23 protein-coding genes and 1 pseudogene are annotated in these 23,216 nt (G+C 70.0%); 15 read left to right on the top strand and 9 right to left on the bottom strand.

What is annotated here, in order from left to right; genetic code table 11:
• Positions 1 to 39 precede the first annotated feature (39 nt).
• Positions 40 to 1,050, top strand: a complete 1,011-nt coding sequence (locus AC1RTO_RS11385) for a hypothetical protein (RefSeq protein ID WP_493160968.1) — start codon at positions 40 to 42, stop codon at positions 1,048 to 1,050.
• Between the two features lie 52 nt (positions 1,051 to 1,102).
• Complete coding sequence (locus AC1RTO_RS11380; RefSeq protein ID WP_493160967.1) at positions 1,103 to 1,915, top strand: MipA/OmpV family protein; 813 nt, start codon at positions 1,103 to 1,105, stop codon at positions 1,913 to 1,915.
• Positions 1,916 to 1,925: 10 nt separating this feature from the next.
• Here the strand turns inward: AC1RTO_RS11380 and AC1RTO_RS11375 are convergent, their stop codons facing one another.
• The 7 genes from AC1RTO_RS11375 to AC1RTO_RS11345 all read right to left on the bottom strand — a co-directional run bounded on the left by AC1RTO_RS11375 (position 1,926) and on the right by AC1RTO_RS11345 (position 6,479).
• The gene (locus AC1RTO_RS11375; protein ID WP_493160966.1) at positions 1,926 to 2,645 is read right to left on the bottom strand and encodes a lysophospholipid acyltransferase family protein; all 720 of its coding nucleotides are present in this window, start codon (positions 2,643 to 2,645) and stop codon (positions 1,926 to 1,928) included.
• A 22-nt stretch (positions 2,646 to 2,667) separates the two neighbouring features.
• Complete coding sequence (locus tag AC1RTO_RS11370; RefSeq protein WP_293872667.1) at positions 2,668 to 3,090, bottom strand: Fur family transcriptional regulator; 423 nt, start codon at positions 3,088 to 3,090, stop codon at positions 2,668 to 2,670.
• Between the two features lie 58 nt (positions 3,091 to 3,148).
• Positions 3,149 to 3,616, bottom strand: a complete 468-nt coding sequence (locus AC1RTO_RS11365) for a GNAT family N-acetyltransferase (RefSeq protein WP_493160965.1) — start codon at positions 3,614 to 3,616, stop codon at positions 3,149 to 3,151.
• Positions 3,616 to 4,275 (bottom strand): tRNA (adenosine(37)-N6)-threonylcarbamoyltransferase complex dimerization subunit type 1 TsaB, encoded by a 660-nt coding sequence (tsaB, locus tag AC1RTO_RS11360; RefSeq protein ID WP_493160964.1) that lies wholly within the window; start codon positions 4,273 to 4,275, stop codon positions 3,616 to 3,618. Before tsaB ends, AC1RTO_RS11365 begins: the two co-directional genes overlap by 1 nt.
• Before the next feature lie 63 nt (positions 4,276 to 4,338).
• On the bottom strand, positions 4,339 to 4,932 hold the full coding sequence (locus AC1RTO_RS11355; protein ID WP_493160963.1) for a malonic semialdehyde reductase: 594 nt from the start codon (positions 4,930 to 4,932) through the stop codon (positions 4,339 to 4,341).
• Positions 4,932 to 5,507: a NifU family protein gene (locus tag AC1RTO_RS11350; RefSeq protein ID WP_493160962.1), complete on the bottom strand. Its 576-nt coding sequence runs from the start codon at positions 5,505 to 5,507 to the stop codon at positions 4,932 to 4,934. The genes AC1RTO_RS11355 and AC1RTO_RS11350 overlap by 1 nt, the downstream gene beginning before the upstream one ends.
• Before the next feature lie 120 nt (positions 5,508 to 5,627).
• A complete protein-coding gene (locus AC1RTO_RS11345; RefSeq protein ID WP_493160961.1) occupies positions 5,628 to 6,479 on the bottom strand; it encodes an aspartyl/asparaginyl beta-hydroxylase domain-containing protein in 852 nt (283 codons plus the stop codon).
• 153 nt (positions 6,480 to 6,632) lie between these two features.
• On the opposite strand from AC1RTO_RS11345, the gene AC1RTO_RS11340 reads away from it, so the two are divergent.
• The 10 genes and pseudogenes from AC1RTO_RS11340 (at position 6,633) to AC1RTO_RS11295 (ending at position 18,467) form a co-directional block, all read left to right on the top strand.
• Entirely contained in the window at positions 6,633 to 9,494 is a 2,862-nt protein-coding gene (locus AC1RTO_RS11340; RefSeq protein WP_493160960.1) for a M16 family metallopeptidase, read from the top strand.
• 53 nt (positions 9,495 to 9,547) lie between these two features.
• The gene (locus AC1RTO_RS11335; RefSeq protein WP_493160959.1) at positions 9,548 to 9,985 is read left to right on the top strand and encodes a hypothetical protein; all 438 of its coding nucleotides are present in this window, start codon (positions 9,548 to 9,550) and stop codon (positions 9,983 to 9,985) included.
• Positions 9,986 to 10,008: 23 nt separating this feature from the next.
• A complete protein-coding gene (panB, locus tag AC1RTO_RS11330) occupies positions 10,009 to 10,869 on the top strand; it encodes a 3-methyl-2-oxobutanoate hydroxymethyltransferase (protein WP_493160958.1) in 861 nt (286 codons plus the stop codon).
• A 97-nt stretch (positions 10,870 to 10,966) separates the two neighbouring features.
• Positions 10,967 to 11,719, top strand: a complete 753-nt coding sequence (locus AC1RTO_RS11325) for a tetratricopeptide repeat protein (protein ID WP_493160957.1) — start codon at positions 10,967 to 10,969, stop codon at positions 11,717 to 11,719.
• On the top strand, positions 11,716 to 13,059 hold the full coding sequence (locus AC1RTO_RS11320) for an outer membrane protein assembly factor BamB family protein (protein ID WP_493160956.1): 1,344 nt from the start codon (positions 11,716 to 11,718) through the stop codon (positions 13,057 to 13,059). Before AC1RTO_RS11325 ends, AC1RTO_RS11320 begins: the two co-directional genes overlap by 4 nt.
• 89 nt (positions 13,060 to 13,148) lie before the next feature.
• Positions 13,149 to 14,522 (top strand): ribosome biogenesis GTPase Der, encoded by a 1,374-nt coding sequence (gene der / locus AC1RTO_RS11315; RefSeq protein WP_493160955.1) that lies wholly within the window; start codon positions 13,149 to 13,151, stop codon positions 14,520 to 14,522.
• Between the two features lie 83 nt (positions 14,523 to 14,605).
• On the top strand, positions 14,606 to 15,034 hold the full coding sequence (locus tag AC1RTO_RS11310) for an Hpt domain-containing protein (RefSeq protein WP_293872679.1): 429 nt from the start codon (positions 14,606 to 14,608) through the stop codon (positions 15,032 to 15,034).
• A 487-nt stretch (positions 15,035 to 15,521) separates the two neighbouring features.
• A pseudogene (locus AC1RTO_RS11305) lies at positions 15,522 to 15,872 on the top strand (transposase).
• A gap of 52 nt (positions 15,873 to 15,924) precedes the next feature.
• The gene (locus AC1RTO_RS11300) at positions 15,925 to 17,430 is read left to right on the top strand and encodes an MFS transporter (RefSeq protein ID WP_493160954.1); all 1,506 of its coding nucleotides are present in this window, start codon (positions 15,925 to 15,927) and stop codon (positions 17,428 to 17,430) included.
• Complete coding sequence (locus AC1RTO_RS11295; protein WP_493160953.1) at positions 17,427 to 18,467, top strand: serine hydrolase domain-containing protein; 1,041 nt, start codon at positions 17,427 to 17,429, stop codon at positions 18,465 to 18,467. Before AC1RTO_RS11300 ends, AC1RTO_RS11295 begins: the two co-directional genes overlap by 4 nt.
• Here AC1RTO_RS11295 and AC1RTO_RS11290 read toward each other — a convergent pair.
• Positions 18,440 to 19,138, bottom strand: coding sequence for a type 1 glutamine amidotransferase (locus AC1RTO_RS11290; RefSeq protein WP_493160952.1), 699 nt, complete (start codon positions 19,136 to 19,138; stop codon positions 18,440 to 18,442). The genes AC1RTO_RS11295 and AC1RTO_RS11290 overlap by 28 nt on opposite strands.
• Positions 19,139 to 19,515: 377 nt before the next feature.
• Between AC1RTO_RS11290 and AC1RTO_RS11285 the strand changes: the two genes are divergently transcribed.
• Together AC1RTO_RS11285 and AC1RTO_RS11280 are read left to right on the top strand one after the other, a co-directional pair.
• Positions 19,516 to 20,172 (top strand): peptidylprolyl isomerase, encoded by a 657-nt coding sequence (locus tag AC1RTO_RS11285; RefSeq protein WP_493160951.1) that lies wholly within the window; start codon positions 19,516 to 19,518, stop codon positions 20,170 to 20,172.
• A gap of 65 nt (positions 20,173 to 20,237) precedes the next feature.
• On the top strand, positions 20,238 to 20,612 hold the full coding sequence (locus AC1RTO_RS11280) for a glycine zipper 2TM domain-containing protein (protein WP_493160950.1): 375 nt from the start codon (positions 20,238 to 20,240) through the stop codon (positions 20,610 to 20,612).
• Positions 20,613 to 20,712: 100 nt separating this feature from the next.
• On the opposite strand, the gene dacB is transcribed toward AC1RTO_RS11280, so the two are convergent.
• On the bottom strand, positions 20,713 to 22,143 hold the full coding sequence (gene dacB / locus AC1RTO_RS11275; protein ID WP_493160949.1) for a D-alanyl-D-alanine carboxypeptidase/D-alanyl-D-alanine endopeptidase: 1,431 nt from the start codon (positions 22,141 to 22,143) through the stop codon (positions 20,713 to 20,715).
• Positions 22,144 to 22,292: 149 nt separating this feature from the next.
• Here dacB and AC1RTO_RS11270 point away from each other — a divergent pair, with 149 nt between their 5' ends.
• On the top strand, positions 22,293 to 23,204 hold the full coding sequence (locus AC1RTO_RS11270) for a hypothetical protein (RefSeq protein WP_493160948.1): 912 nt from the start codon (positions 22,293 to 22,295) through the stop codon (positions 23,202 to 23,204).
• Positions 23,205 to 23,216: the final 12 nt, after the last annotated feature.

Raw genomic sequence — 23,216 nt, 5'->3', positions numbered from 1 at the left:
TGAAATGCTGCCCGGACGGAGAGAATGAGGGGCGGGCGGATGATACGGGCGATCGTCACCGGGGGAGCGGCTGCTGCCGCGGCGATGCTGGCGATCTGGGCGGCACCGACGATCGGGCAGGACATCATCGTCAACGCCGGGACGCCGCGCATGCTCGCCGGTCTGTGGACCTTCCATGCCGATGCCGCGAGCCGCGATGCGGTGCCGGGGGTCGTCGGGCCTCGGGGGCGGGGGCCGCAGGACTGGAGCCTGTGCATCCGCGACGGCGATACGCCCGCGATCCTCGAACAGCTGATCGGCGCCCGTGCGGTGTTCGACGAGGGCATGCTGTGTTCGCCGATGGGGCTGACGATCACGCGCAACCGGGTGAACGGCAGTCGCCGCTGCCCGCTGCCGCCGATCGAAACCCGCGACGCCGGCTATATCGTCGGCCTGGTCGCCGAGACGCGGATGCGGGCGAGGATCGCTGAAAGCAACCTGTCCGCCGACTATCAGGAACAGATCGGCTTGCCGCGCACCGATGCCCCCAAAATGCGCTGGCGGGTCTCGGCGCGGCGTATCGGTCCATGCGAGGGGCCGGCGGTACGGCAAATCGCCACGCCGGCTGCTGGCGCTGCTCCTGCGCAGACCGGCCCGGCCGCGCAGCTGGTTCGATCGGAGGCGGCGGAACCCGAGGACGAGGCCGGTCCGCTGCCGGGCGCCGCCGACCATCCGGCGGCGGCGGACGGCGAAACCGCCGCGCCGCCGCCGCGCTCCTCCGCCACGCATACCGCTCCGCCGCAGGCCGAGGATATCGTCGTGGTCGCGCGCAAGCTGCGTCGCATCCGGCTGCATTATGCCAGCCGGGGCAAGGCGTTCCGCTGGTGCCATGCCGACATCTCGAGCGGCGATCCGCCGCTGGACCGGATCGGCTGCGCAATGGTGCGGGCCTGCGTGCGCGAGGGCAACGATACGACCGTCGATGTGCTCGGCTGCGTCAACCGGCGGATCGACACGCTCCGCCCGGTGACCGGGCCACTGCCCAGGCCGGTCGCCCGCCAGACGCGCTGATCGCGCTCGGTCGCGACTCGCCAAATCGCGGGAAAGCTGTACCGTCGGTGCCATGGAGAGCATTCGCCCGATCGTTCTTGCCCTGCTGGTCGCGACCGGCATCGGCGTGGTTCCCGCCCAGGCGCAGGAGGCGTCGCCCGATGCGCCGCCCGAGGCGCCACGTCGCACCCGCATCGGCCTGGGGCCGCAACTGGTGCCGAGCTATCCCGGATCGGATTCGGTCAGCCTGCGCCCGTTCGTCGATGTCTCGCGTACCCGCGGCGACACGCCGTTCGCGTTCGAGGCGCCCGACGAGAGCGCGGGCTTCCCGGTCATACGCGACAACCAGTTCCAGTTCGGGCCGACGATCGGCTTCGAGGGGCGGCGCCGCAGCCGCGACGTCGGCGGCGTGCTGCCGTCGGTCGGCTTCACCGTCGAACTCGGCGGCTTCGCGCAATATGCGTTGACCGACGCGCTGCGCGTGCGGGTGGAGGCGCGGCAGGGCATCGGCGGGCACAAGGGGCTGATCGGCATGGTCGGCGCGGACTATGTCGCGCGCGATGCCGACCGCTGGCTGTTCTCGATCGGGCCGCGGCTGACGCTGTCGGGCGGCCGCTACAATCGTGCCTATTTCGGTGTCGCGCCTGCCGATGCGGTGCGCGCGGGCCTTCCCGCATTCAAGGCGGAAGGCGGGCTGCAGGCGGTCGGTGCGACCGCGGGCGCGCTGCGTCAGCTGACCAGCCATTGGGGCGTGTCGGGCTATGCCAAGTACGACCGGCTGGTGGGTGATCCCGGCCGCTCGCCGGTGGTCCGCGCCTTCGGATCGCGCAACCAGCTGTCGGGCGGGCTGGCGCTGTCCTATACGTTCGGCGCCGGCGTGCACTGACCTGCGCGGCTCAGGCCGCGGCCTCGATCGCGGCCCGGGCCTGCGCCGCGATCGCCTTGCGGTTGCCGACCGTGGCGGGGTCGAACGGATCGATCAGGTGCAGCGTCACCGCGAACGTGCCCTTCCGGCGTAGCACCCGCAGCGCGTGGCTCTGCCCGGGTTCGTCGCCGACCCAGGCGAGTTCGTCGGTCGCCGTGCCGTAATCGACGCGAACCGGCTGGACCCGGACGCCGGGGGGTGGCGGATCGAGCGCGGCGAGCAACGCCGCCTTGAACGGCAGCAGGCTGTGGCCGTCGCCGGTCGTGCCCTCGGGAAAGATCGTGACGCTCCACCCCTCGCCGATCGCATCGCGCAGGCGGGCGATCTGCGTCGTCACCTGCAACCGGTCCTCGCGGCTGACGAACAGGGTCCGGTTGAGCGTGCAGAGCCAGCCGACCAGCGGCACGCCGCGCAATTCGCCCTTGGCGACGAAGGCGCTGCCGGTCGCGCCGGCGATGGCGAGGATGTCGATCCAGCTCAGGTGGTTGGCGAGGAAGACGACGTCGCGGCGCAGCGGTGTGCCGATCACACGCACTTGCGCCCCGACGATACGCGCGACGAGGCCGAGGAACAGCCGCGGCCATGGCGAGGGCAATCGCAGCAGCCGCCACAGGCCATGAATGACGAGCGCGGCGACCAGCGCCACGACCAGCGCCGCCAGCCGCAGCCCGAGGCGCAGGTTGGCGATCACGCCGGCCGCGCCGCGGACGGGATCACGCCTTGCGGTCGAGGCTGACCCCGTACAATTCCATGCGATGGTCGACGAGGCGGAAGCCGAGCTTTTCCGCGATCGCCTTTTGCAATTGCTCGAGTTCGGGATCGACGAACTCGATGACGCGGCCCGTCTCGACGTCGATCAGGTGATCGTGGTGCGCCTCGGGCGAGGGTTCGTAGCGCGCGCGGCCGTCGCCGAAATCGTGGCGGTCGAGGATGCCCGCCTCTTCGAACAATCGCACGGTGCGATAGACGGTCGCGATCGAGATGCCCGGATCGATCGCCGACGCGCGTTCATAGACCTTCTCGACGTCCGGATGGTCTTCGGCTTCGGACAGGACGCGCGCGATGACGCGGCGCTGTTCGGTGATGCGGAGGCCCTTCTGATTGCAGAGGGCTTCGAGGTCGATCTTGCGAGGCATGCGCGCAATGTAGTGCAGGTGCCTTGTTGCGAAAAGCGAAACCGACTCGCAACAACCGCTAAACGGCGCGACGGTAGGTATGCGCGTCGAACACCTGCCCGGTCTTGCCGCGATAATAGCCGCGCCGCTCGCCGACCTTGGCGAAACCCTGCCCGGCGTACAGCTTCACCGCCTCGTTATCCGCACGCACCTCGAGGTGGAGGTCGGCGATGCCGCCCGCCTGCGCCTCGGCGATGACGGCGCGGAGCAGCGCCTTGCCGATGCCGCGGCGGCGGCAGGCGGGATCGACCGCAAGCAGCAGCAGCTCCGCCTCGTCGGCGACGCTGCGCACCATCGCAAAGCCGGCGGGCCGGTCGTCGACGCTGGCCAGCGTCAGGCGGACGCCGGGCATGGCGAGCACGCCCAGGCACTGGTTGCGCGTCCACGCCTCGCCGTAGCGCGGATCGAACGCGGCGGTCATGAGCGTGTCGACCAGCGCGACGTCGCGGGCGTCACCGGTCCGCAACCGTATCTGCCGCATAGCCATCAGGCCGCGACCCCGGCCGGGGGCGCCTTGCCGCCGGGCAGCTTGGCATCGGGCGCACGGCCATAGAGCGGGCGCGGCGCCAGCGTCGCGAGCGCGACCGGCAGCAGCAGCGCGTCGGCGGCATTGGGCAGGGCGGGCGTGCCGTCGAGATCGGGCGCGACCTGTTGCAGCCAGCGGACGCCGTTGCCGACCGGATGGCGGCCGGCGAGCGCCGCGATCGCGGCATCGGGCTTGCGCGAGGCGAGCGCGTCGAGGGGCAGGGGGCCGGGGGCGAAGGCTTGCATGAACACCTCGCCATGGCCGCCCTCCAGCATCACCGCAATCTCGCCAGCCCGACCGGCGGCGAACGCTGCGGCAGCGATCAGGGACAGGCTCGAATAACCCTGCACGTCCGCGTCCCAGCCGAGCGCGAGGCCGCGCGCGGCGGCGATGCCGACGCGCAGGCCGGTGAAGCTGCCCGGGCCGACGTCGACCAGGATATGCGCGGCGCGGCCGCCGTCGGGCAGGCTGGCGATCATCGGCAGCAATTGTTCGGCATGGCCGCGGCCGACCTCGCGATGCGCGGCGGCGATGATCGCGCCCCGTTCGATCAGCGCGACCGAACAGGCGGCGGTCGCGGTGTCGATGACGAGCGTGCGGGGGGAGGGGGTGTCGGTCATGGCGAGGCGTTCCGCCCGCTTTGCGACAGGCGCGTGGCCGACACAAGCGGGCGGAGGGCCGATTCAGGCGATCGAATTGAACCGTTCGAACGCCGGCCGCGGCAGACGGTCGAAGATCGTCGCCGGGTCGCCATAACCCAGGGTCGAGATGAAATTGGTGCGCAGGTTCGGCTGGTCGGCGAAGAACGCCTTGTCCACCGCCTCATTGTCGAACCCCGACATCGGCCCGGTGTCGAGCCCCAGCGCGCGCGCTGCGATGATGAAATAGGCGCCCTGCAACGTCGAATTGCGGAACGCCGACACCTCGCGCTTGGCGGCGTCGCCGCTGAACCACGACCGGGCATCGGTGTGCGGGAACAGCTCGGGCAGATGCTCGTGGAATTCGAGGTCCATCGCGATAACGACGCTGACCGGGGCGTTGAGGATCTTGGGCTGGTTCTGGGCCGAGGTGCAGGCCGCGAGCTTCGCCTTGGCCGCATCGCTGACGCACCAGATCAGGCGCGCGGGCAGCTGGTTGGCGGAGGTCGGCCCCCATTTCATCAGCTCCCAGATCGCATGCAGCTGGTCTTCGTCGACCGGCCGGTCGGTATAGCCGTTGTAGCTGCGCGCCTGACGGAAAATCGCGTCGAGCGCGGCGTCGGACAGGACCTGCCCCATCAGACCGCCCTCACTTCGGTCACCTCGGGCACGTAATATTTCAACAGCTGCTCGATCCCGTTCTTCAACGTCGCGCTGGACGACGGGCAGCCGGCGCAGGCGCCCTGCATCGCGAGGAACACCTTGCCCTTGTCGAAGCCGCGATAGACGATGTCGCCGCCGTCGTTCGCCACCGCCGGGCGGATGCGCGTCTCGATCAGCTCGCGGATCTGCGCGACGATCTCCGCATCCGCAGGATCGTCGGTCGCGATCGGTTCGTCGGCGCCCGGCACGCTGAAGCCCGCGCTGCCCTGACGGAACAGCGGCATGTTGGCGGCGAAATGGTCGAGCAGCACGGCGAGCACGTCGGGCTTCAATCCGTGCCATTCGACGCCCGGCGCGGCGGTGACCGACACGAAGTCGCGGCCGAAGAACACGCCGGTGACGTCGCCGAGCGCGAACAGCATCTCCGCGAGCGGGCTTGCCTCTGCCTCTTCGGGCGTCGCGAAGTCGCGCGTGCCGGCGTCCATGACGATACGGCCCGGCAGGAACTTGAGCGTCGCCGGATTGGGGGTGGTTTCGGTTTCGATCAACATGGCTGCCATGTGGACCGTGCGGGGCGGGGTATCAAGCGTATCGCGGGAAAGGGATTGTTTCCCCGCCCGTGTCTTTGCTCCGCCGGCGCCGCCCCCGGACGATCACCGGAAGCCGCGGTCTTACGCTTCCAGCGCCTTTACCGCGGCATTCCAGCTGGCGATGTTCTGCCGCGCCTCCTGCACGAAGGCCGAGCGGCGGACGAAGCCGAGGAACAGGTCGGCGAACCATTTGCCCGGATTGCGCAACGGTCGTTCGAACTGGACGAGCAGGACGACGCGGGTGCCGGCGGTGTCGTTCCACACCTCGTGGTCATAGGTATCGTCGAACACCAGCGTTTCGCCTTCCGCCCAGCGGACGACGCGGTCGGCGACGCGCATGCGGACGTCGCCGTCGCGCGGCACGATCAGGCCGAGGTGGCAGGTGATGAGCCCCTTGGTCACGCCGCGATGCGCGGGGATGTGCGTGCCGGGCGCGAGGATCGAGAAGAAGGCGCTGTTGAGCCCCGGGATGCGCTCGACCAGCGCCTGCGTCCGCGGGCAGCGCGCCAGATTCTCGTCGATCGGATAGCCATAGCCCCACAGGAAGAACGACCGCCACTTGCCGATCCGCGCGATCGCGCGGTGATCGGGCGAGATCGTGGCGAGGCTGGGCGCCGCGCCGGTCTGGCTGACCGCGATCGCCTCGTCGCGGATCGCCTGCCAGTGATCGCGGAGCATGGCGGTCCAGGCGAAGTCGCGCACGTCGAGCACCGGATCGGTCGACACCAGCGACGATGTCGCGATCAGCCGGTCGAACACGCCGCGCAGATGCTTGCCGACGCGGATGATGAGCGGCCGGCCCGGCTCCGCCTGCATCGCCGCATCGGGTTCGGCTTCGGGCGCGCCGGGGACGAGCGCCAGCCCGGGCGGCGTCGGCGTCCCGCCCGATTGCCGCCACATTGCCGGCTGCGTCTGCTGTCTGGCCACCGTCATCGTCCGCACCATCATCGAATCGTACCGGTCTTGCCCGGCCGACCGCCTTCCTGCGCTGCGGCTAGGACCGGGCTGGGGCGAAAAGATGACCGAAACGAGGGCGATACGGTCATCGCTGGCGGCGACGGGCGGCAGCCGCTACAGACGGACGCTATGGCGTTCTTCCCCCGCGCGTTCGCGCCCGTTCTCGTCCTCGCTCTCGCATCGACGGTCACCGCACAGACCAAGGCGCCCGCGCCGGTCGCCGCCCCCGCCGTAAAGGTCGATCCGACCGCCTGGCTCTACAAGGGCAGCGACCTGCCACATGATCCGGCCTGGGTGTTCGGCACGCTGCCCAACGGGCTGCGCTATGCGGTGCGCAAGAACGGCGTCCCGCCGGGGCAGGTGTCGATCCGCGTCCGCATCGACGCGGGGTCGCTGAACGAGAAGGACAGCGAGCGCGGCTATGCGCATTTCATCGAGCATCTGTCGTTCCGCGGCTCGAAATACGTGCCCGACGGTGAGGCGAAGCGGGTGTGGCAGCGGTTCGGCGCGACCTTCGGATCGGACAGCAACGCCTCGACCACGCCGACGCAGACGCTCTACAAGCTCGACCTGCCGTCCGCGACCGACCAGACGGTCGACGAAAGCCTCAAGATCCTGTCGGGGATGATGGCCGCGCCGGCGCTGACCGACGCCGCGGTGTCGAGCGAACGTCCGATCGTGCTGGCTGAACGCCGCGAGCAGCCGGGGCCGCAGGTCAAGCTGCAGGATGCGATGAACGGCCTGTTCTTCGCCGGCCAGCCGCTCGCCAAGCGCTCGCCGATCGGCACGGTCGAGACGCTGGAGGCGGCGAACGGCGCCAGCGTCAAGGCGTTCCACGATCGCTGGTATCGCCCCGAGAATGCGGTCGTCATCATCTCGGGCGACATGGATGCGGCGCTGCTCGGCCAGCTCGTCACCCGGCATTTCGCCGACTGGAAGGGCAATGGCACGGCCAGCCCCGCGCCCGATTTCGGCAAGCCCGATCCCGGTCAGCCGACGTCCGCCACGCTGGTCGAACCCGGCCTGCCGCCGCTCGTCATGATGGGCGTGCTGCGGCCGTGGCAGTACAATGACGATACCAAAATTTTCAACCAGAAGCGGATGGTCGACACGATCGCGGCCAAGGTCATCAGCCGCCGCCTCGAACGGCGCGCGCGTGCCGGGGCGAGCTTCGTCCAGGCCGGCGTCGATCTCGACGACCGGTCGCGCTCGGCGAACATGACGACGGTGCTGATCCTGCCGGTCGGCGACCAGTGGGAACAAGCGCTGAAGGACGTGCGCGCGGTGATCGCCGACGCGCAGAATTCGGCCCCGACGCAGGCCGAGATCGACCGCGAATATGCCGATTACGAGGTCGCGATCCGCAACGGCGTCGAAACCGCGCGGGTCGAGGCGAGCGCCAAGCAGGCCGACGACATGGCCGGCGCGCTCGACATCCGCGAAACGGTGACCGCGCCGGAAAATTCCTATGCGATCCTGACCGAGGCGAAGCAGAAGGGGATGTTCAACCCCGCCGCGGTCTTCGCCTCGTCCAAGCGATTGTTCCAGGGCGATGCCACCCGCGCGCTGGTCAACACCCGCACCGCCGAAAAGGGCACTGCGGAAAAGCTCGCCGCGGCGTTGAAGGCGGACGTGTCGACGCTGACGATCAAGCGCGCCAGCCAGGCGGCGGTCGATTTCAGCAAGCTGCCCGCGCCCGGCCAGCCCGGCACGATGGTGACGCGCACCCCGATCGACGGACTGCCGGCGGAAAAGGTGGTGTTCTCCAACGGCGTGCGCATGCTGCTGTTCGCCAATCCCGACGATACCAACCGCGTGTTCGTGCGCGTGCGCTTCGGCAACGGCTATAACGCGCTGCCGGCGAACCGCCCGAGCCCGGCCTGGGCCGGCGACCTCGCGCTGATGGAAAGCGGGATCGGCACGCTGGGGCAGGACGACCTCGACCAGCTGACCGCGGGGCGTCAGCTCGGCCTCGATTTCGGCATCGACGAGGACACCTTCTCGATCGCGGCGCTGAGCAATCCCAAGGATTATGCCGACGAACTGACGCTGATCGCCGCCAAACTCGCGCATCCGCGCTGGGACGCGGCGCCGGTCGCGCGCGCCAAATCGGCGGCGCTGACCGCGATCCCCGGCTATGATTCGTCGGCGGACGGCGTGCTGTCGCGCGATCTCGAGGGGCTGCTCCATGCCGGCGACCCGCGCTGGGCGACGCCCGATGCCAAGGCGGTCGACGCGCTGACGCCCAGGAGCTTCCAGGCCTTCTGGGCGCCGCTGCTCGCCAGCGGACCGATCGAGGTCGACGTGTTCGGCGACGTCAAGGCGGACGAGGCGATCGCCGCGGTGGCGAAGAGCCTCGGCGCGATTCCGGCACGCACCGCACCGACTGCGGCGCCGCCGTCGGTCCGCTTCCCCGCGCACACCGCGACGCCGGTGCTGCGCTATCACAACGGCCCGGACAATCAGGCGAGCGCCGTCATCGCCTGGCCGACCGGTGCCGGCCTGACCGACATCGCCGAGGCGCGCCGCCTCGACGTGCTGGCGCAGGTGTTCAGCGACCGCCTGTTCGAACGGATGCGGCAGGCGGCGGGGGCCAGCTACAGCCCCGGCGTCGCGAGCAGCTGGCCCAAGGGCCTGCCCGGCGGTGGCCGCCTGATGGCGGTCAGCCAGGTCGCGCCCGCCAACGTCGACCTCTTCTTCCGCCTCTCGCGCGAGATCGCGGCGGACCTTGCCGCAAAGCCGGTCAGCGACGACGAGCTGGCGCGGGTGAAGGGGCCGTTGCAGCAGGTCTATGCCCGCGCCTCGACCAGCAGCCTGTTCTGGCTGCGCGAGCTGTCGGGCGGCGCCTATGACGACCGCCGCCTCGACGCGACGCGCCGCCTGGGTCGCGATTTCGGCGACGTGACGCCCGCGGTGCTGCAGGCGACGGCGGCGAAATATCTGGTGCCGGCGAAGGACTGGACGCTGGCGGTGCTGCCGAAGAAGAAGTGAAGGGGACGGACCCCCGTCGGTCGGGCTGGCGGGCGGGCAGGAGGAGGATGACGATGACCGACTTTCGCAGGCCGGCGCCCGGCTGGTTCCGGATCGTCGCGGCGATCCTCGTCATCTGGGGCGGCGTCGGCGTGTTCGCCTGCGCGCAGCAGATCCGGCTGGGCGCGGAGGCGATGGGGCCGGCGGACGATTATTACCGGCGGCTCTACGCGACGTTCCCGATCTGGTACAATGCGGTCTATGCCCTCGCGACCGGCACCGGCCTGCTGGCGGCGCTCGCCCTGTTGTTCGGGTCGAGGCGGGCGTGGCCGCTGTTCGTCGTGTCGGCACTCGCCGTGGTCGTGCAGTTCGGCTGGCTGTTCGCCGCGACCGACCTGATCGCGGTGCGCGGCGCGGCGCAGGTGGTGCCGTTCCCCGTCTTCATTCTCGCGGTCGCGCTCTACGGCATCTGGCTGTCGGCGCGGGCGCGGCGGCGGGGCTGGATCGGCTGAGCGCGCCGGATTAAGGCTGTCGCATGTCAACGACCTATACGATCGACACCGCGACCAGCCGCGCCAATCCCACGCCCGCGCCGCTGAAGCGGCTGACCGTGCCCGCGATCCGCCGGCGCAAGGGGGGCGAGCCGCTGGTGATGCTGACCGCCTATACGGTGCGGACGGCGCAGCTGCTCGACCCGCATTGCGACATGCTGCTCGTCGGCGATAGTCTGGGGCAGGTGATCTACGGCCTGCCGTCGACGGTGCCGGTGACGCTGGAGATGATGGCGGCGCACGGCGCGGCGGTGGTGCGCGGCAGCTATCATGCAGTGGTGGTCATCGACATGCCGTTCGGCAGCTACGAGGCGTCGCCGCAGCAGGCGTTCGAGAGCGCGGTGCTGCTGCTCAAGCAGACCGGCGCGGCGGCGGTGAAGCTGGAGGGCGGTGAGGCGATGGCGCCGACCGTCCGTTTCCTGAGCGAACGCGGCATCCCGGTGATGGGCCATGTCGGCCTGACGCCGCAGGCGGTGAACGTGCTCGGCGGCTATGGCGCGCGCGGCCGGACCGAGGCGGAGGCGGCGAAAATCGTCGCCGATGCGACCGCGATCGCCGATGCGGGCGCGTTCGCAATCGTGATCGAGGGCGTGATGGAGGATATCGCGATCCGCATCACCGATACCATCGCCTGCCCGACGATCGGCATCGGCGCCTCGGCCCGCTGCGACGGGCAGGTGCTGGTGGCGGAGGACATGCTGGGGCTGTTCGAACGCACCGCGCGCTTCGTGAAGCGTTACGAGGACATGGCCGGCCGCATTTCCGCCGCAGCCGAGACCTATGCCGCCGAGGTCCGGGCGCGGAGCTTTCCGGGACCCGACCAGATCTATCCGCCCAGGGGCTGATCCGGCGGGGTCGTCACGCCACCTTTTGTTTCCCGGCCGTGATCGCTAAGGATGCGCGCCGTTCCCCTTTCCCCTGTCTCTTTGTCCGGAGCCCTCCTTGGCCCTTACGCCGCAAAACAACGAAGCGTTCCTGCGCGAGGTCGACGACGAGCTGCGCCGCGACCAGTTGATGACGTTCTGGGAACGCTATGGCCGCTGGACGATCGCCGCGATCGTGCTGGCGCTCGTCGCCTTCGCGGGGTTCCTCTACTGGCAGCATCGCCGCACCGAGGCCGCGGGCGTCGAGGGCGAACAATTGCAGGCCGCCTATGACGCGCTCGGCAACAGCCAGCCGGACCAGGCGGCGAAGACGCTGGCGCCGATCGCCGCGTCGGGCCGCGACGGCTACAAGGCGCTGGCGCTGATGACCGAGGCGGACATCCTGCTCAGCAAGAAGCAGGACAAGGCCGCCGCCGCGAAGTTCGCGGCGATCGCCGCCGACACCGGCATCGCCCAGCCGTTCCGCGACCTCGCGCTGATCCGCCAGACCGTCGCCGAATTCGACACGCTCAAGCCGCAGGTCGTCATCGAGCGGCTGCGGCCGCTGGCGGTGGCGGGCAACGCCTATTTCGGCAGCGCCGGCGAGCTGGTGGCGATCGCCTATCTCGCCAGCGGTCGCAAGGACCTCGCCGGCCAGCTGTTCGGCCAGATGGCGAAGGACGAGACGGTGCCCGAATCGATCCGTCAACGCAGCGTTCAGATGGCCGGCGCGATGGGTGTCGAGGATGGCGCGAACGCCGCCGCGAACGTCCGCGTCGTCACCCCTGCCAGCGCCCCCGCCGCACAATCCAAGGAAGCACCCGCGCAATGAGCCAGTATCGGGCGACCACGACATATCGGGCCACGGTGGCGGTGGCTGCGCTGATGGCGCTGTCCGCGTGCGGCATCTTCAAGGGCGGTGGCCCCAAGAAGACGCCGACGGTGGGCGAGCGCGTGCCGATCCTCGCCTCCGAGAATGCGATCGAGGCGGACAAGACGATCGCCGACATCCAGGTGACGCTGCCCGCGGCGACCGCCAACGACGCCTGGTCGCAGCCGGGCGGCAATGCGGCCAAGTCGATGGGGCAGCTGGCGCTCGCCGAGGCGCCGACGCGGCGGTGGCAGGCGTCGATCAACGGCGGCTCGCCGCGCGAGCGGCTGGGCGCCGCACCGGTGGTGGCGGACAACAAGCTGTTCGTCGTCGACGTGCAGGCGGGGCTGCATGCCTTTGCCGCGGATACCGGCGCGAAGCTGTGGGATGCGAGCGTCAGCAGCGGCGACCAGAATCGCCCGGCGCGCTTCGGCGGCGGCGTCAGCTACGAGGACGGCCGCGTCTTCGCCTCCGACGGCCTCGGCGACGTGGTCGCGTTCAATGCGGCGGACGGCAAGGAAGTGTGGCGCGCCAAGCCCGGCGGCCCGCTGCGTGGCGCCCCGACGGTCGCCAACGGCTCCGTCTATGTCGAGAGCCAGGACAATCAGGTGTTCGCGCTCGATCAGAGCGACGGCAAGGTGCAATGGGCGCAGTCCGGCACGCTGGAGACGCAGGGCGTGTTCGGCGTCGCGGCGCCGGCGGCCAGCCAGGGGACGATCGTCACCGGCTTCTCCAGCGGCGAACTCAACGCCTATCGCTATGAAAACGGCCGCGTGCTGTGGGGCGACGCGCTGTCGCGCACCTCGATCACCACGTCGGTGTCGAGCCTGTCGGATATCGACGCCGCACCGGTGATCGACAACGGCCGCGTCTTCGCGGTCGGGCAGGGCGGGCGCATGGTCAGCCTCGACCTCGCCACCGGCCAGCGTCTGTGGGAACAGAATTTCGCCGGCATTTCGACGCCGTGGATCGCGGGCGAATGGCTGTTCGTCGTCACCGACGATGCGCGGCTCGTCTGCCTCGCGCGGTCGAACGGCAAGGCGCGCTGGATCGCACAGTTGCAGCGGTTCAAGAACGCCAAGAAGAACAAGGGGCCGCAGGTCACCTGGTTCGGCCCGGTGCTGGCGGGCAACCGGCTGGTGATGACCAATTCGCTCGGCCGGATCGTCTTCGCCTCGCCCAACGACGGCAGCGTCGTGTCGACGATCGATGCCAAGGACGCCTTCGCCCTGCCGCCGATCGTCGCCAACGGCACGCTGTACACGCTCGGCCAGTCGGGCAAGATCACCGCCTACAAGTGATCGGGTGATGTCGCCGCGTCCTCCCCGTGCCGGGGAGGACGTCAGGCGCACCATTCCCTTATCCCGTCACTTCTTCTAGGAGCGCGGGCATGTCCCGTCTCCCCACCGTCGCGATCGTCGGCCGTCCCAATGTCGGCAAGTCGACGCTGTTCAACCGCCTCGTCGGCAAGAAGCTCGCGCTGGTCGACGACCGGCCCGGCGTCACCCGCGACCGGCGGGAGGGCGATGCGCATCTGATCGGCCTCGATTTCCGCGTCATCGACACCGCCGGCTACGAGGATCACGACGCGCAGACGCTGCCCGGCCGCATGCGTCTGCAGACCGAGGCGGCGGTGGGGCAGGCCGATGTCGCGGTGTTCCTGTTCGACGCGCGCGCCGGCATCGTGCCGCTCGACGAGGAGATCGGCCGCTGGCTGCGCCAGTCGACCACGCCGATCGTGCTGGTCGCCAACAAGGCGGAGGGCAAGGCGGGCGAACAGGGTATCCTCGAATCGCTCAGCCTCGGCTTCGGCGATCCGGTGCAATTGTCCGCGGAGCATGGCGAGGGCATGGGCGACCTGTTCGAGGCGCTGCTGCCGCATATCGAGCGCGTGCTGGCCGAGACGCCCGAGGAGGAGGACGACGACCGTCCCGACGCGCCGCTGAAGCTTGCGATCGTCGGGCGTCCGAACGCGGGCAAATCGACCCTCATCAACCGGATGCTCGGCGAGGACCGGATGATCACCGGTCCCGAGGCCGGCATCACCCGCGATTCGATCGCGGTCGACTGGCTGTGGCAGGATCCCAAGGGGGAGACGCGCCCGGTCCGCCTGATCGACACCGCCGGCATGCGCAAGCGCGCCAAGGTACAGGACAAGCTGGAGAGGATGTCGGTCGCCGACGCGCTCCACGCGGTCGATTTCGCCGAGGTCGTCGTGCTGCTGCTCGACGCGACGCTGGGGCTGGAGGCGCAGGATTTGCGCATCGCCGACAGGGTGCTGGAGGAAGGGCGCGCGCTGGTGATCGCGCTCAACAAATGGGACGTCGCCGAAAACGCCTCGTCGCTGTTCAACGGCGTCAAGCGCGCGCTTGAGGACGGGCTCAGCCAGGTCAAGGGCGTCACCGTGATGACCGTGTCGGCGGCCACGGGGAAGGGCATCGACCAGCTGATCCAGGCGTGTTTCGACACGCGCGAGGCGTGGTCGAAGCGCGTCGGCACCGGCGAGATGAACCGCTGGTTCGAACGCGCGATCGAGGCGAACCCGCCGCCCGCGCCCGGCGGCAAGCGCATCAAGATGCGCTACGTCACGCAGGTCAAGACGCGGCCGCCCAGCTTCGTGATCTTCGGCACCCGCGTCGACCAGCTGCCGGCAAGTTACGAGCGCTATCTGGTGAATTCGATGCGCAAGGAACTGGGATTCGGTGCCGTTCCGGTCCGGATCACCTTCCGCGCGCCGAAAAATCCTTTCGACAACAAGGATTGATACGCGGCGTCGGCAACGTCGTGTTTACCGCTTTCGCGTAATCGTGCCTGCGAACCTTGATGGGACGTCCGTCAACCGGGGAGATGGCAGTGTCGTTCGAAGGCAGCACGTTGGTGGATTGGGCGGCCTTCGCGAAGGCGCGGAGCGAGCTCGGCGCCGGGTTCGTGCGCATCCTCGGCTATTTCCGCGAGGACGGCGTCAAATCGGTCGCGGCGATCGAACAGGCGATGCGCAGCAACAGCGCCGCCGCGATGGTCATCCCCGCCCACACGCTGAAGGGCGAATCGCGCCAGTTCGGTGCCGAGCCGCTGGCGACGCTCGCCGAGACGATCGAGGAGATCGCGCGCGACTGCGTCGAGCGGCAGGACAGCTGCGAGGAGGCGCTGGAGCATGTCGTGCGGCTGCGCCCGCTGTTCTTCGAAACGCTCGGCCTGCTGGAGCGAGAGGCCAATCCGCTCGTCTCGCGCCGTCCCGCCGGCGGCGGCTTCGGCCGCAAGCCCGCGGGCCATTGATCGACGCGATCGCCCGCGCGATCCTGCGATGATGGTGATCTGGTTCGTCGCGACGTCCATGCTGCTGCTCTGGAACGTGGCCTGGGCGGCGTGGACAAAATGGTGGACGCGCCACGGCGATGAAACAGGCTGGTAACGCGCTGACGACTTGATAGCCTGCGCGCATGTTGCCAACCCGCACCTTGACCGGCTCGTTTGCTATGGAGGGGGACAATTACGAGTGGGAGCTACGCCGTGAGCCGCAATGGTGTACGGTTGATGGCTGGCAAGGCATGCAGGTTGCTGTGCGCGCTGCCGATGCAGGCGGCCGTGAGCTACTTCTTCAGTTCCCTATGCCGAAGAGGGCCGCTCAGCGTGCGCGCGGCAACCGACATCGGCCGCAAGTTCACCAAGCTGAGTTGGAAGAGGCAGTCAGGTCCGCTTTGTCGGATGGCTGGGATCCACAAGCACGAGGCAAGCCTTTCCACGTTGACGTTCCGATCGGCGGTTGATTCAACGCTGCCTTTTGGAGGCGGACTTGAGCCGAGGCGATCTTACCGAGGCTGAATGGCGCATCCTGAAGGGCTTGCTGCCGATCGAGCGCAAGAACCGGGGCCGGGGCAGACCTCCCGAACAGAACCGCTCCATCATCAATGGTATACTCTGGCGGCTTTAATGCGGTGCGCCGTGGCGCGACGTGCCGCCCAAATACGGGAGCTGGAACACTATCTATCGCCGGTTCCGGCGATGGAGCGAAGCCGGTGTCTGGGAGATGGTGGCGGTGACTTTGGCCGAGATCATGGCGGAATGGCGGGGATCTAAGGACCCGCATCGCGGCGCATGCCGATCCCGTGATTGACTGACGGCGCGTCCCGGCGGACGATCCGCCATCGTCCCCCGCAGATCGCCCCATGCCCCCAGCCAGCGTTGCTTCCCACGATAGACTGCCATCCACCACCGGCCCCGACCGTGCGCCGGCGCGGCTGCTGCTGTTCGGGCTGCTCGGTTTTTCGGCGGGTTTGCCCTTCTACATGTTCTCGACCGTGCTCGCGCTGCGGCTGACGCAGCATGGCGTCGGGCTGGTGGTGATCGGCTTCTTCGCCTGGATCACGCTGCTGCCGACGTGCAAGTTCCTGTGGGCGCCGCTGCTCGACCGCGTCGCGGTGCCGGGGTTCGGACGCTATTGGGGCAAGCGGCGCGGCTGGATCATGCTGGCGCAGCTCGGCATCGCCACCTCGCTCGTCGCGCTCGCGGCGAACAGCGGCGACCGGAGCCTGCCGCTGACCGCGCTGGCGGCGGTGCTGCTGGCGTTCTGGACGACGACGCTGGAGGTCGCTGCCGATGCGTGGCGGATCGAGATCGCCCCGAGCGCGGCGGAGCAGGGCCCGATCGTCGCCGCCAACCTGTGGGGCTATCGCAGCGCGATGGTCGCGGCGGGCAGCGGCGCGCTGATCGTCGCCGATGGCGCCGGCTGGACCGCGGCCTATCTGCTGATCGCGGTCGCCGCCTTCGCGCCGTTCCCGATCCTCGCGGCGATGCGGCCCGATCCGGATAGCGGCGGTGGGCGCGGCGTCGCGCTCGCGACCGGCCTGCTGGCCAGCGTCGCGATCCTGCTCGTCGTCGCCGCGGCGAGCGCAATCGTCGGCTGGCTGGTGCTCGGCGCCGCGGCCTCGGCCGGGATCGACGCGCGCAGCAACGTGACCCCGGTCGTGCTCGCGCTCTGCCTGCTGCCGTTCGTGGCGATGGCGCTCGCGCTGCCGCGAATCCGCCGGGCGCAGGCCGACGATCCGCTGCGGCGGTCGGCGGCGATCGGGCCCTATGTCGATGTGTTCTGGCGCTACGGCTATGGCGCGCTGGCGGTGCTCGCCTTCGTGTCGCTGTACCGGATGGGCGACGTGCTCGCGCTCACCTTGTCGAAGCCGCTGGTCAAGGCGGCGGGCTACAGCCTGCGCGCGATCGGCATCGCCGATGGCGTCGTCGCGCTGGCGGCGAGCATGGCGGGGGTGGCGCTGGGCGGCTGGCTGGTGACGCGCTGGCGGCGGGGCTGGACGCTCGCGCTCGGCGCGCTGCTCGCGGCGATCGGCAACTGGGGCTTCGTCTGGCTGGCGCACCGGCCGGCGGGGACGCTCGTGCTCTATACCGCCACCGCGCTCGACCAGTTCGGCAACGGCTTCGCCGGCGCGGTGTTCGTCGTCTATCTGTCGATGCTCGTCCATCCGCGCCATGCGGGCGCGCAATATGCCTTCCTCTCCGGCTTCGCCTTCCTGTTGCCGCGACTGCTCGCCGGGGCCTCCGGGTCGATGCAGGCACGGATCGGCTATGACGGCTTCTTCCTGCTGTCGGGTGCGCTCAGCCTCGCCGCGATCCCCCTGCTGCCGTGGGTGACGCGGCTGCGGCCACGGGATGCGGCGGCATGATCGAACCGGTGCTGGCCGATGCCTTCGCACCCGTCGCCGCGGCGGTCGCCGACGGGCGGCTGCCGGGGGCGACATTGGAGCTCGTCACCCGCGAGGGCGCGCGCGCGGTAAGCGTGGCGGGGCAGGCGGCGCTGCTTCCTGCGCCCGAACCGCTCACCCGCGCGCACTGGTTCGACCTCGCCTCGCTGACCAAGGTGCTCGCGACGACGACGATGATTCTGACGCTGGCGGATCAGGGGCGGATCGGCCTCGACCGGCCGCTGACCGACGCTATCCCCGACCTGCGCCAATATGACGTCGATCATGCGGCGGAGCGGCGGCTGACCTTTCGCGACTGCCTGTCGCATGTCACCCATCTGCCCGCGGTCGCGCCGATCTACACCTATGGCGACGATCCGCAGCGGCTGCGCGCCTTCGTGTTGCAGCGCGCTTGGCGGGCCGGGCCGCCGGTCTATTCGGACATCAACTTCATCCTGCTCGGCATCGCGATCGAGCGGATCACGGGGAGGGGGCTCGACGGCTGGCCGCTGCCGCCGGGGCTCGGCTATGGTCCGCCGCCCGGCCCCGCGGTCGCGACCGAGGCATGCCCATGGCGCGGGCGGGTCCTGCGCGGCGAGGTGCATGACGAAAACGCCGCCGCGCTCGGCGGTGCCGCGGGCCATGCCGGGCTGTTCGGCACCGTCGATGGCGTGCTCGACGCGGCGCAGGGCCTGCTCGACGGCAGCGGCGCGTCGCCGGCGATGCTGGATGCGATCCTCGCGCGGCAGCACGGCCACCGCACCTGCGGTTGGGAACGGCGTTTTGCCGGCTGGCCGGGCGGCGATGCCTGTTCGGATGCGACGATCGGCCATACCGGCTTCACCGGCACCGGCCTGTGGATCGACATGGATCGCGGGCTGGCCTGGACGCTGCTGACCAACCGCGTCCATCCGACCCGCCATCGCGACAGCGGCATCTTCGCGCTGCGTCCCACGGTCGGCGAGGCGGTGATCGCCGCCTTCGATCGCGCTCAGTCCGCCGAGCCGGTCGCCAGATAGCGGTTGAGCCACGCGCCGATCGCCGCATTGTCGCTGCGTCCGTCGAGCGAGCGCGTCGCCGTCGCGCGCAGGGACTCGCCGATATCGGGCGCGGTGTGCGCGCCGATCAGCGCGCGGCCGTAATCCGCGTCGAACTCCGGGTGGAATTGCAGCGTCAGCGCATCGCCATCGGCATAGGCGAGTGCGGCGCAGGGGGTGAAGCCGTTCGACGCGAGCACCCGCGCGCCCGCCGGGGGCTGCGTCACCTGATCCTGATGCGATGCCATCGCCGCGACGCGCCCGTCCAGCCCCGCCACCGGTGCGGCGAGATCGTAGCGGGTCAGCCCCAGGCCCCAGCCTTGCGGTGCCTTGGCGACGGTGCCGCCGAAGGCATGCGCGATCGCCTGATGCCCGAAACAGATGCCGATCAGCCGCCGCCGTCCGCGCGCGGCGCGCAGGAATGCGGCGAGCGCGTCGACCCAGCCGAGCCCGTCGTTGACGCCCGCGGGCGACCCGGTGACGACATAGGCGTCGCATTCCGCCACGTCGCCGGGCAGGGCGCCGGCGCGCACGTCATAGCGGGTGTAGAGGTGGTCGGTGCCGAGCAGCCGCGCGACCATGAACGGGTAGTCGCCATGTGCGCTGGCGAGATCGCCCGGAGGCGCGCCGGTTTCGAGGATGCCGATGTGCATGCGGACGCTCCGGAGCCGTCGTCGGAATGGGAACCGCGGGGGAGAATCCGGATACGCCGGTGGACTCGATCCCCCGCGCCCCAACGCGCCGGTGCCGGTCTTACCGGCGGGCTCCACTCCGTCTATATCTCATTGACGGCGCGTTCTGGGCATCGCCGCTGTACGCCGGATCGCGCCCAAAAAAAAGGCCGGTCAAAGACCGGCCGGAAAGTTTTTAGGAGAGGATGCCTGAAAGGCACGGTCTTTGTGCACCGCAGCACGGGTTCGAGCAATTGCAAAATATGCAATCCAGCGTTCGTCTCACACAATCATAGCGCTACCATCACCGGAAACGAGGTGGTTGCGCGCCGCCGGCCATCCGCATAGCGATATCGGCCATGCGCCTTTCGATGATCCTGCTCGCAGCCGCAGCGCTGGCCAGCGCCGCTCCCGCCGCCGCCCCGCGCGACCCCGCGATCGTCCGCGTGCGGCTCGACACGCCCTATGGGCCGATCGTGCTCGCGCTGGAGGCGCGGCGGGCGCCCCGGACGGTCGCCAATTTCATGGGCTATGTCGACGACAGGCGATTCGACGGGATGAGCTTCTACCGTGCGGCCCGCAATCGCAGCGCGCCGACCTATGGCTTCATCCAGGGCGGCATCCGCACCGATGCGCGGCGCATCCTCCCGCCGTTCCCGCTCGAAACGACCGCGATGACCGGGGTCAAGCATCTCGACGGCACCATATCGATGGCGCGCCGGGCGGAGGCGGGATCGGCGGGCGGCAATTTCTTCATCACCGTCGGTGCGATGCCGAGCATGGACGCCAAGGGCAGCTACCCCGGCTATGCCGCCTTCGGCCATGTCGTATCGGGCATGCCGGTGGTGAAGCGCATCCTCGCGCTGCCGACCGGCGGCGGCATGGGCGGGCAGATGCTGCTCCGCCCGATCCGGCTCGTCGCCGCGCGCCGCCTCACCGGCACCCCGCGCCCGACCGGCCTCGTCAAGCCCTGGCTGGTCAAGACAAAGGCGAAGCCCGGTACGCCGGCGAAATAGGTCAGCCATCGCAACCAAATCCGGCCGCCTCGGTTATCCTGCATCATTGTGCAGGAGGATCACCGATGAAGACCGGATTGCTCGCCGTTCTGGCCGCCGTGGCGATGGCATCGCCCGTGACGATGGATGCCGCCGTCGCGCAGCGTGGCGACTATCGCTGGCAGGGCGACAACGGGCGCAACTGGGAACCCTCGCAGCATTATCGCTCCGGCAAGCATCGCGAGCGTCGCCTCGGCCGTAACGACCGCATCTACAAGGGCCGCGACGGCCGCGCCTATTGCAAGCGCAACGACGGCACCACCGGCCTCGTCGTCGGTGCATTGGGCGGCGGCGTGCTCGGCAATCTGGTCGGCGGCGGTACGCTCGGCACACTGCTCGGCGCCGGCGGTGGCGCGGTGCTCGGGCGGTCGATCGATCGCGGCAACGTGAAGTGCCGTTGATGTGACGGTGCGGGCGGCGGCTTCCGGGCCGCCCGCCCGGGGCCGATCGACCTTCAGAAACCGCCGTGTGCCGGCGGTCAGGGCTGAATGGCGATTGGCCCTATCGTTCGCCGGCGATCAGCAACAATGCGGCGTCGACCGCGGCGCTGGCCGATCCGTCGGCGGGCATATCGTTGGCATAGCTGGCGAACACCAACGTCCGGCCGCTGCGCGCGGTCATGAAGCCCGACAGGGCGGACGCCGCGTTGAGCGTCCCGGTCTTGGCAAACAGCGTCCCCGCCAGCGCGGTTCCGGCGAACCGCCGTCGCAGGGTGCCGTCGACCCCGCCCACCGGCAGCGTCGCCCGCCACGCCGCGCCCCAGCCTTGCGCCAGCGTCCAGCGCAGGAAGCGCGCGACACCGCGCGGCGAGACCCGGTTGTAGCTCGACATGCCCGATCCGTCGGCGAGATCGTAGCGCCAGCGCTCGACGCCCGCCCGCGTCAGCATGTCCGCCACCCGCGCCTGGCCGTCCGCGATCGACCCGCTCCCCGTCACCCGCCCGATCCGACGCAGCAGCAATTCCGCGTGCAAATTCTGGCTCGCCTTATTGGTGAGGGCCAGATCATCGATCAGCGGCGGCGGCACGGTGCGGGCGAGCGGTGCCGGCGTCGGCGCCTGTGCGACCGGGGCGCCGCCGCGGGCGGCCGGATCGTCACCGGGGGCAAGGCTGCGATGCCGCACCTGCACCGCGCCGGTGACGCGTACGCCGCGCGCCTCCAGCAGGGCCTTCAGCCGCCACGCGGCGTAATCGGCCGGATCGTCGATCCCGAGCCGTAGCGTCTCCGCCGCCGCGACCGTGCCGGTGATCCGCACCGTGCGGCTGCCCGGCATCCGGTCCCACGCGATCTGCGTGCGCGGGCCGGTGTCGACGCGATTGTCGATCGCGAGATAGGGCAGGGCCGCGACCGTCGCCGGCCCGCGGCCCGCCGGGTTCGGCGTCACCGTCACGCGCCATTCGTTGTCGTCGAGCGTCAGCGCCGAGGTCGCGGTGCCCGAGCGCGTACCGATGTTGTTCCAGCTCATGCCGGGGCTCCAGCGCTGGTCGGGGAACAGGCTGTCGTCACCGACGACGTGGCGTACCGTCCGCCGGCGCGCGGCGACCGCATCGGCGAGCGTCGCGAGGCAGTCGCGCACGCAATCCGCGGCGCTGGACAGGCGTGCGTCGCCATGCCCTTCCAGCACCACGTCCTCGCCCTCCAGCCGCACCGCCGCACCGGCCGCAATATCCGGCCCGGTCAGGTCGCCGAGCGCGTCGAGGGCGGCGGCGGTGGTGAAGATCTTGGTGTTGGAGGCGGGGACGAAGCGGTCGTCGGGCGCGATCGCGACGATCTCGCGCCCCGCATCGTCCAGCACGACCAGCCCGAAGCGGGTGCCGGGCCCCGCCTGTCGCAGCAGCGCGGCGACGCGATCCTGCAATCCGTCCGGCTCATCCGCCGCTGCCGGGGTCGCCCAACAGGCGACCACCGCGGCCAAGATCACGATCCCCCGCATCGGTCGGCAGCCTAGCCGCGACCCTTCGATGTGCAACCCCGCGCCATTGCGGTCGCGGCGCGATACGGCCGGATCGGGCAATATACCCATTTTGGCGGTCGATGAATTGGCGGCACCGCGACGAGTCGCTAGCGATGGGCCATTCAGCCATGGCGTCGACCCCCGCACCACCCATTCTGCCGGTCAGGCGACTGACCCGGTTGCTCGCCGACCTCCAGACCACGATCGTCGGCGGCGGGCTGCGCTGTTTCGGCGGCGATGTGGAGCGGTTCGCGATCTTCTCGCTGATCGTCAGCGCCAGCCTGTCCGGTACGGACCGCGGCGGCGCGATCTCGGTTCATTCCGCGGCGCTGTCGCTCAACCGCCCGTTCGAAACCGTCCGGCGCCACGCTTTTGCGCTCGTCGACGGCGGATATTGCACGCGGAGCAAGGCCGGGCTGACCGTCGCGCCCGCGGCCTGGACGCAGCCGGATATCGCGGCGCTGCTCGGGCTGACGCACGATGCATTCGTGCGGTTCGTTGACGATTGCGCGCTCTTCCGGGCGCTGGACCTGCCGCCCGCCGCGGGGGGCCGACAGTTCACGGCGATCGACGGGGTGCAGGCCGCGGTCGCGTTGATGCTCGGCACGGCCGACAGCAACCGGGCGGTGCACCGGGATGCCGTCGACCTCGTGCTCTTCTCGACGATCCTGCACGCGAATGCGCTGCGGTACGAGGAGGACGGATCGATCTGCATGCGGGTCGAGGCCGCGCCGGATGCGTTCGGCCCCGCGCATGCAGTGCGGCTGAGCGCGATCGCGCGGACGCTCAACATGCCCGAAACGACGGTGCGGCGCCGGCTCGCCGACATCACCGGCCCCGATCGCGCCGTCCTGCGCACGCCGCAGGGGCTGGTCGTGTCGGCGGGGTGGATGAACACGCCGCAGGCGGTCGAGGTCAGCGAGCAGAGCTATAGCGCGATCCGCCGCATCCTTGCCCGCGCCACCTCGGCCGGGTTCCCGTTCGACGCGCCGGCATCCGCCTATCTGACCGGCCGGCCGCCGACGGCGCGGGTGGTCTGAAAACCGGTAGCG

Source organism: Sphingomonas sp. GW821-FHT10F09, from assembly GCF_058809195.1.
The sequence above is the reverse complement of the archived record's forward strand: the minus strand, read 5'-3'. Positions and strand labels throughout refer to the sequence as shown.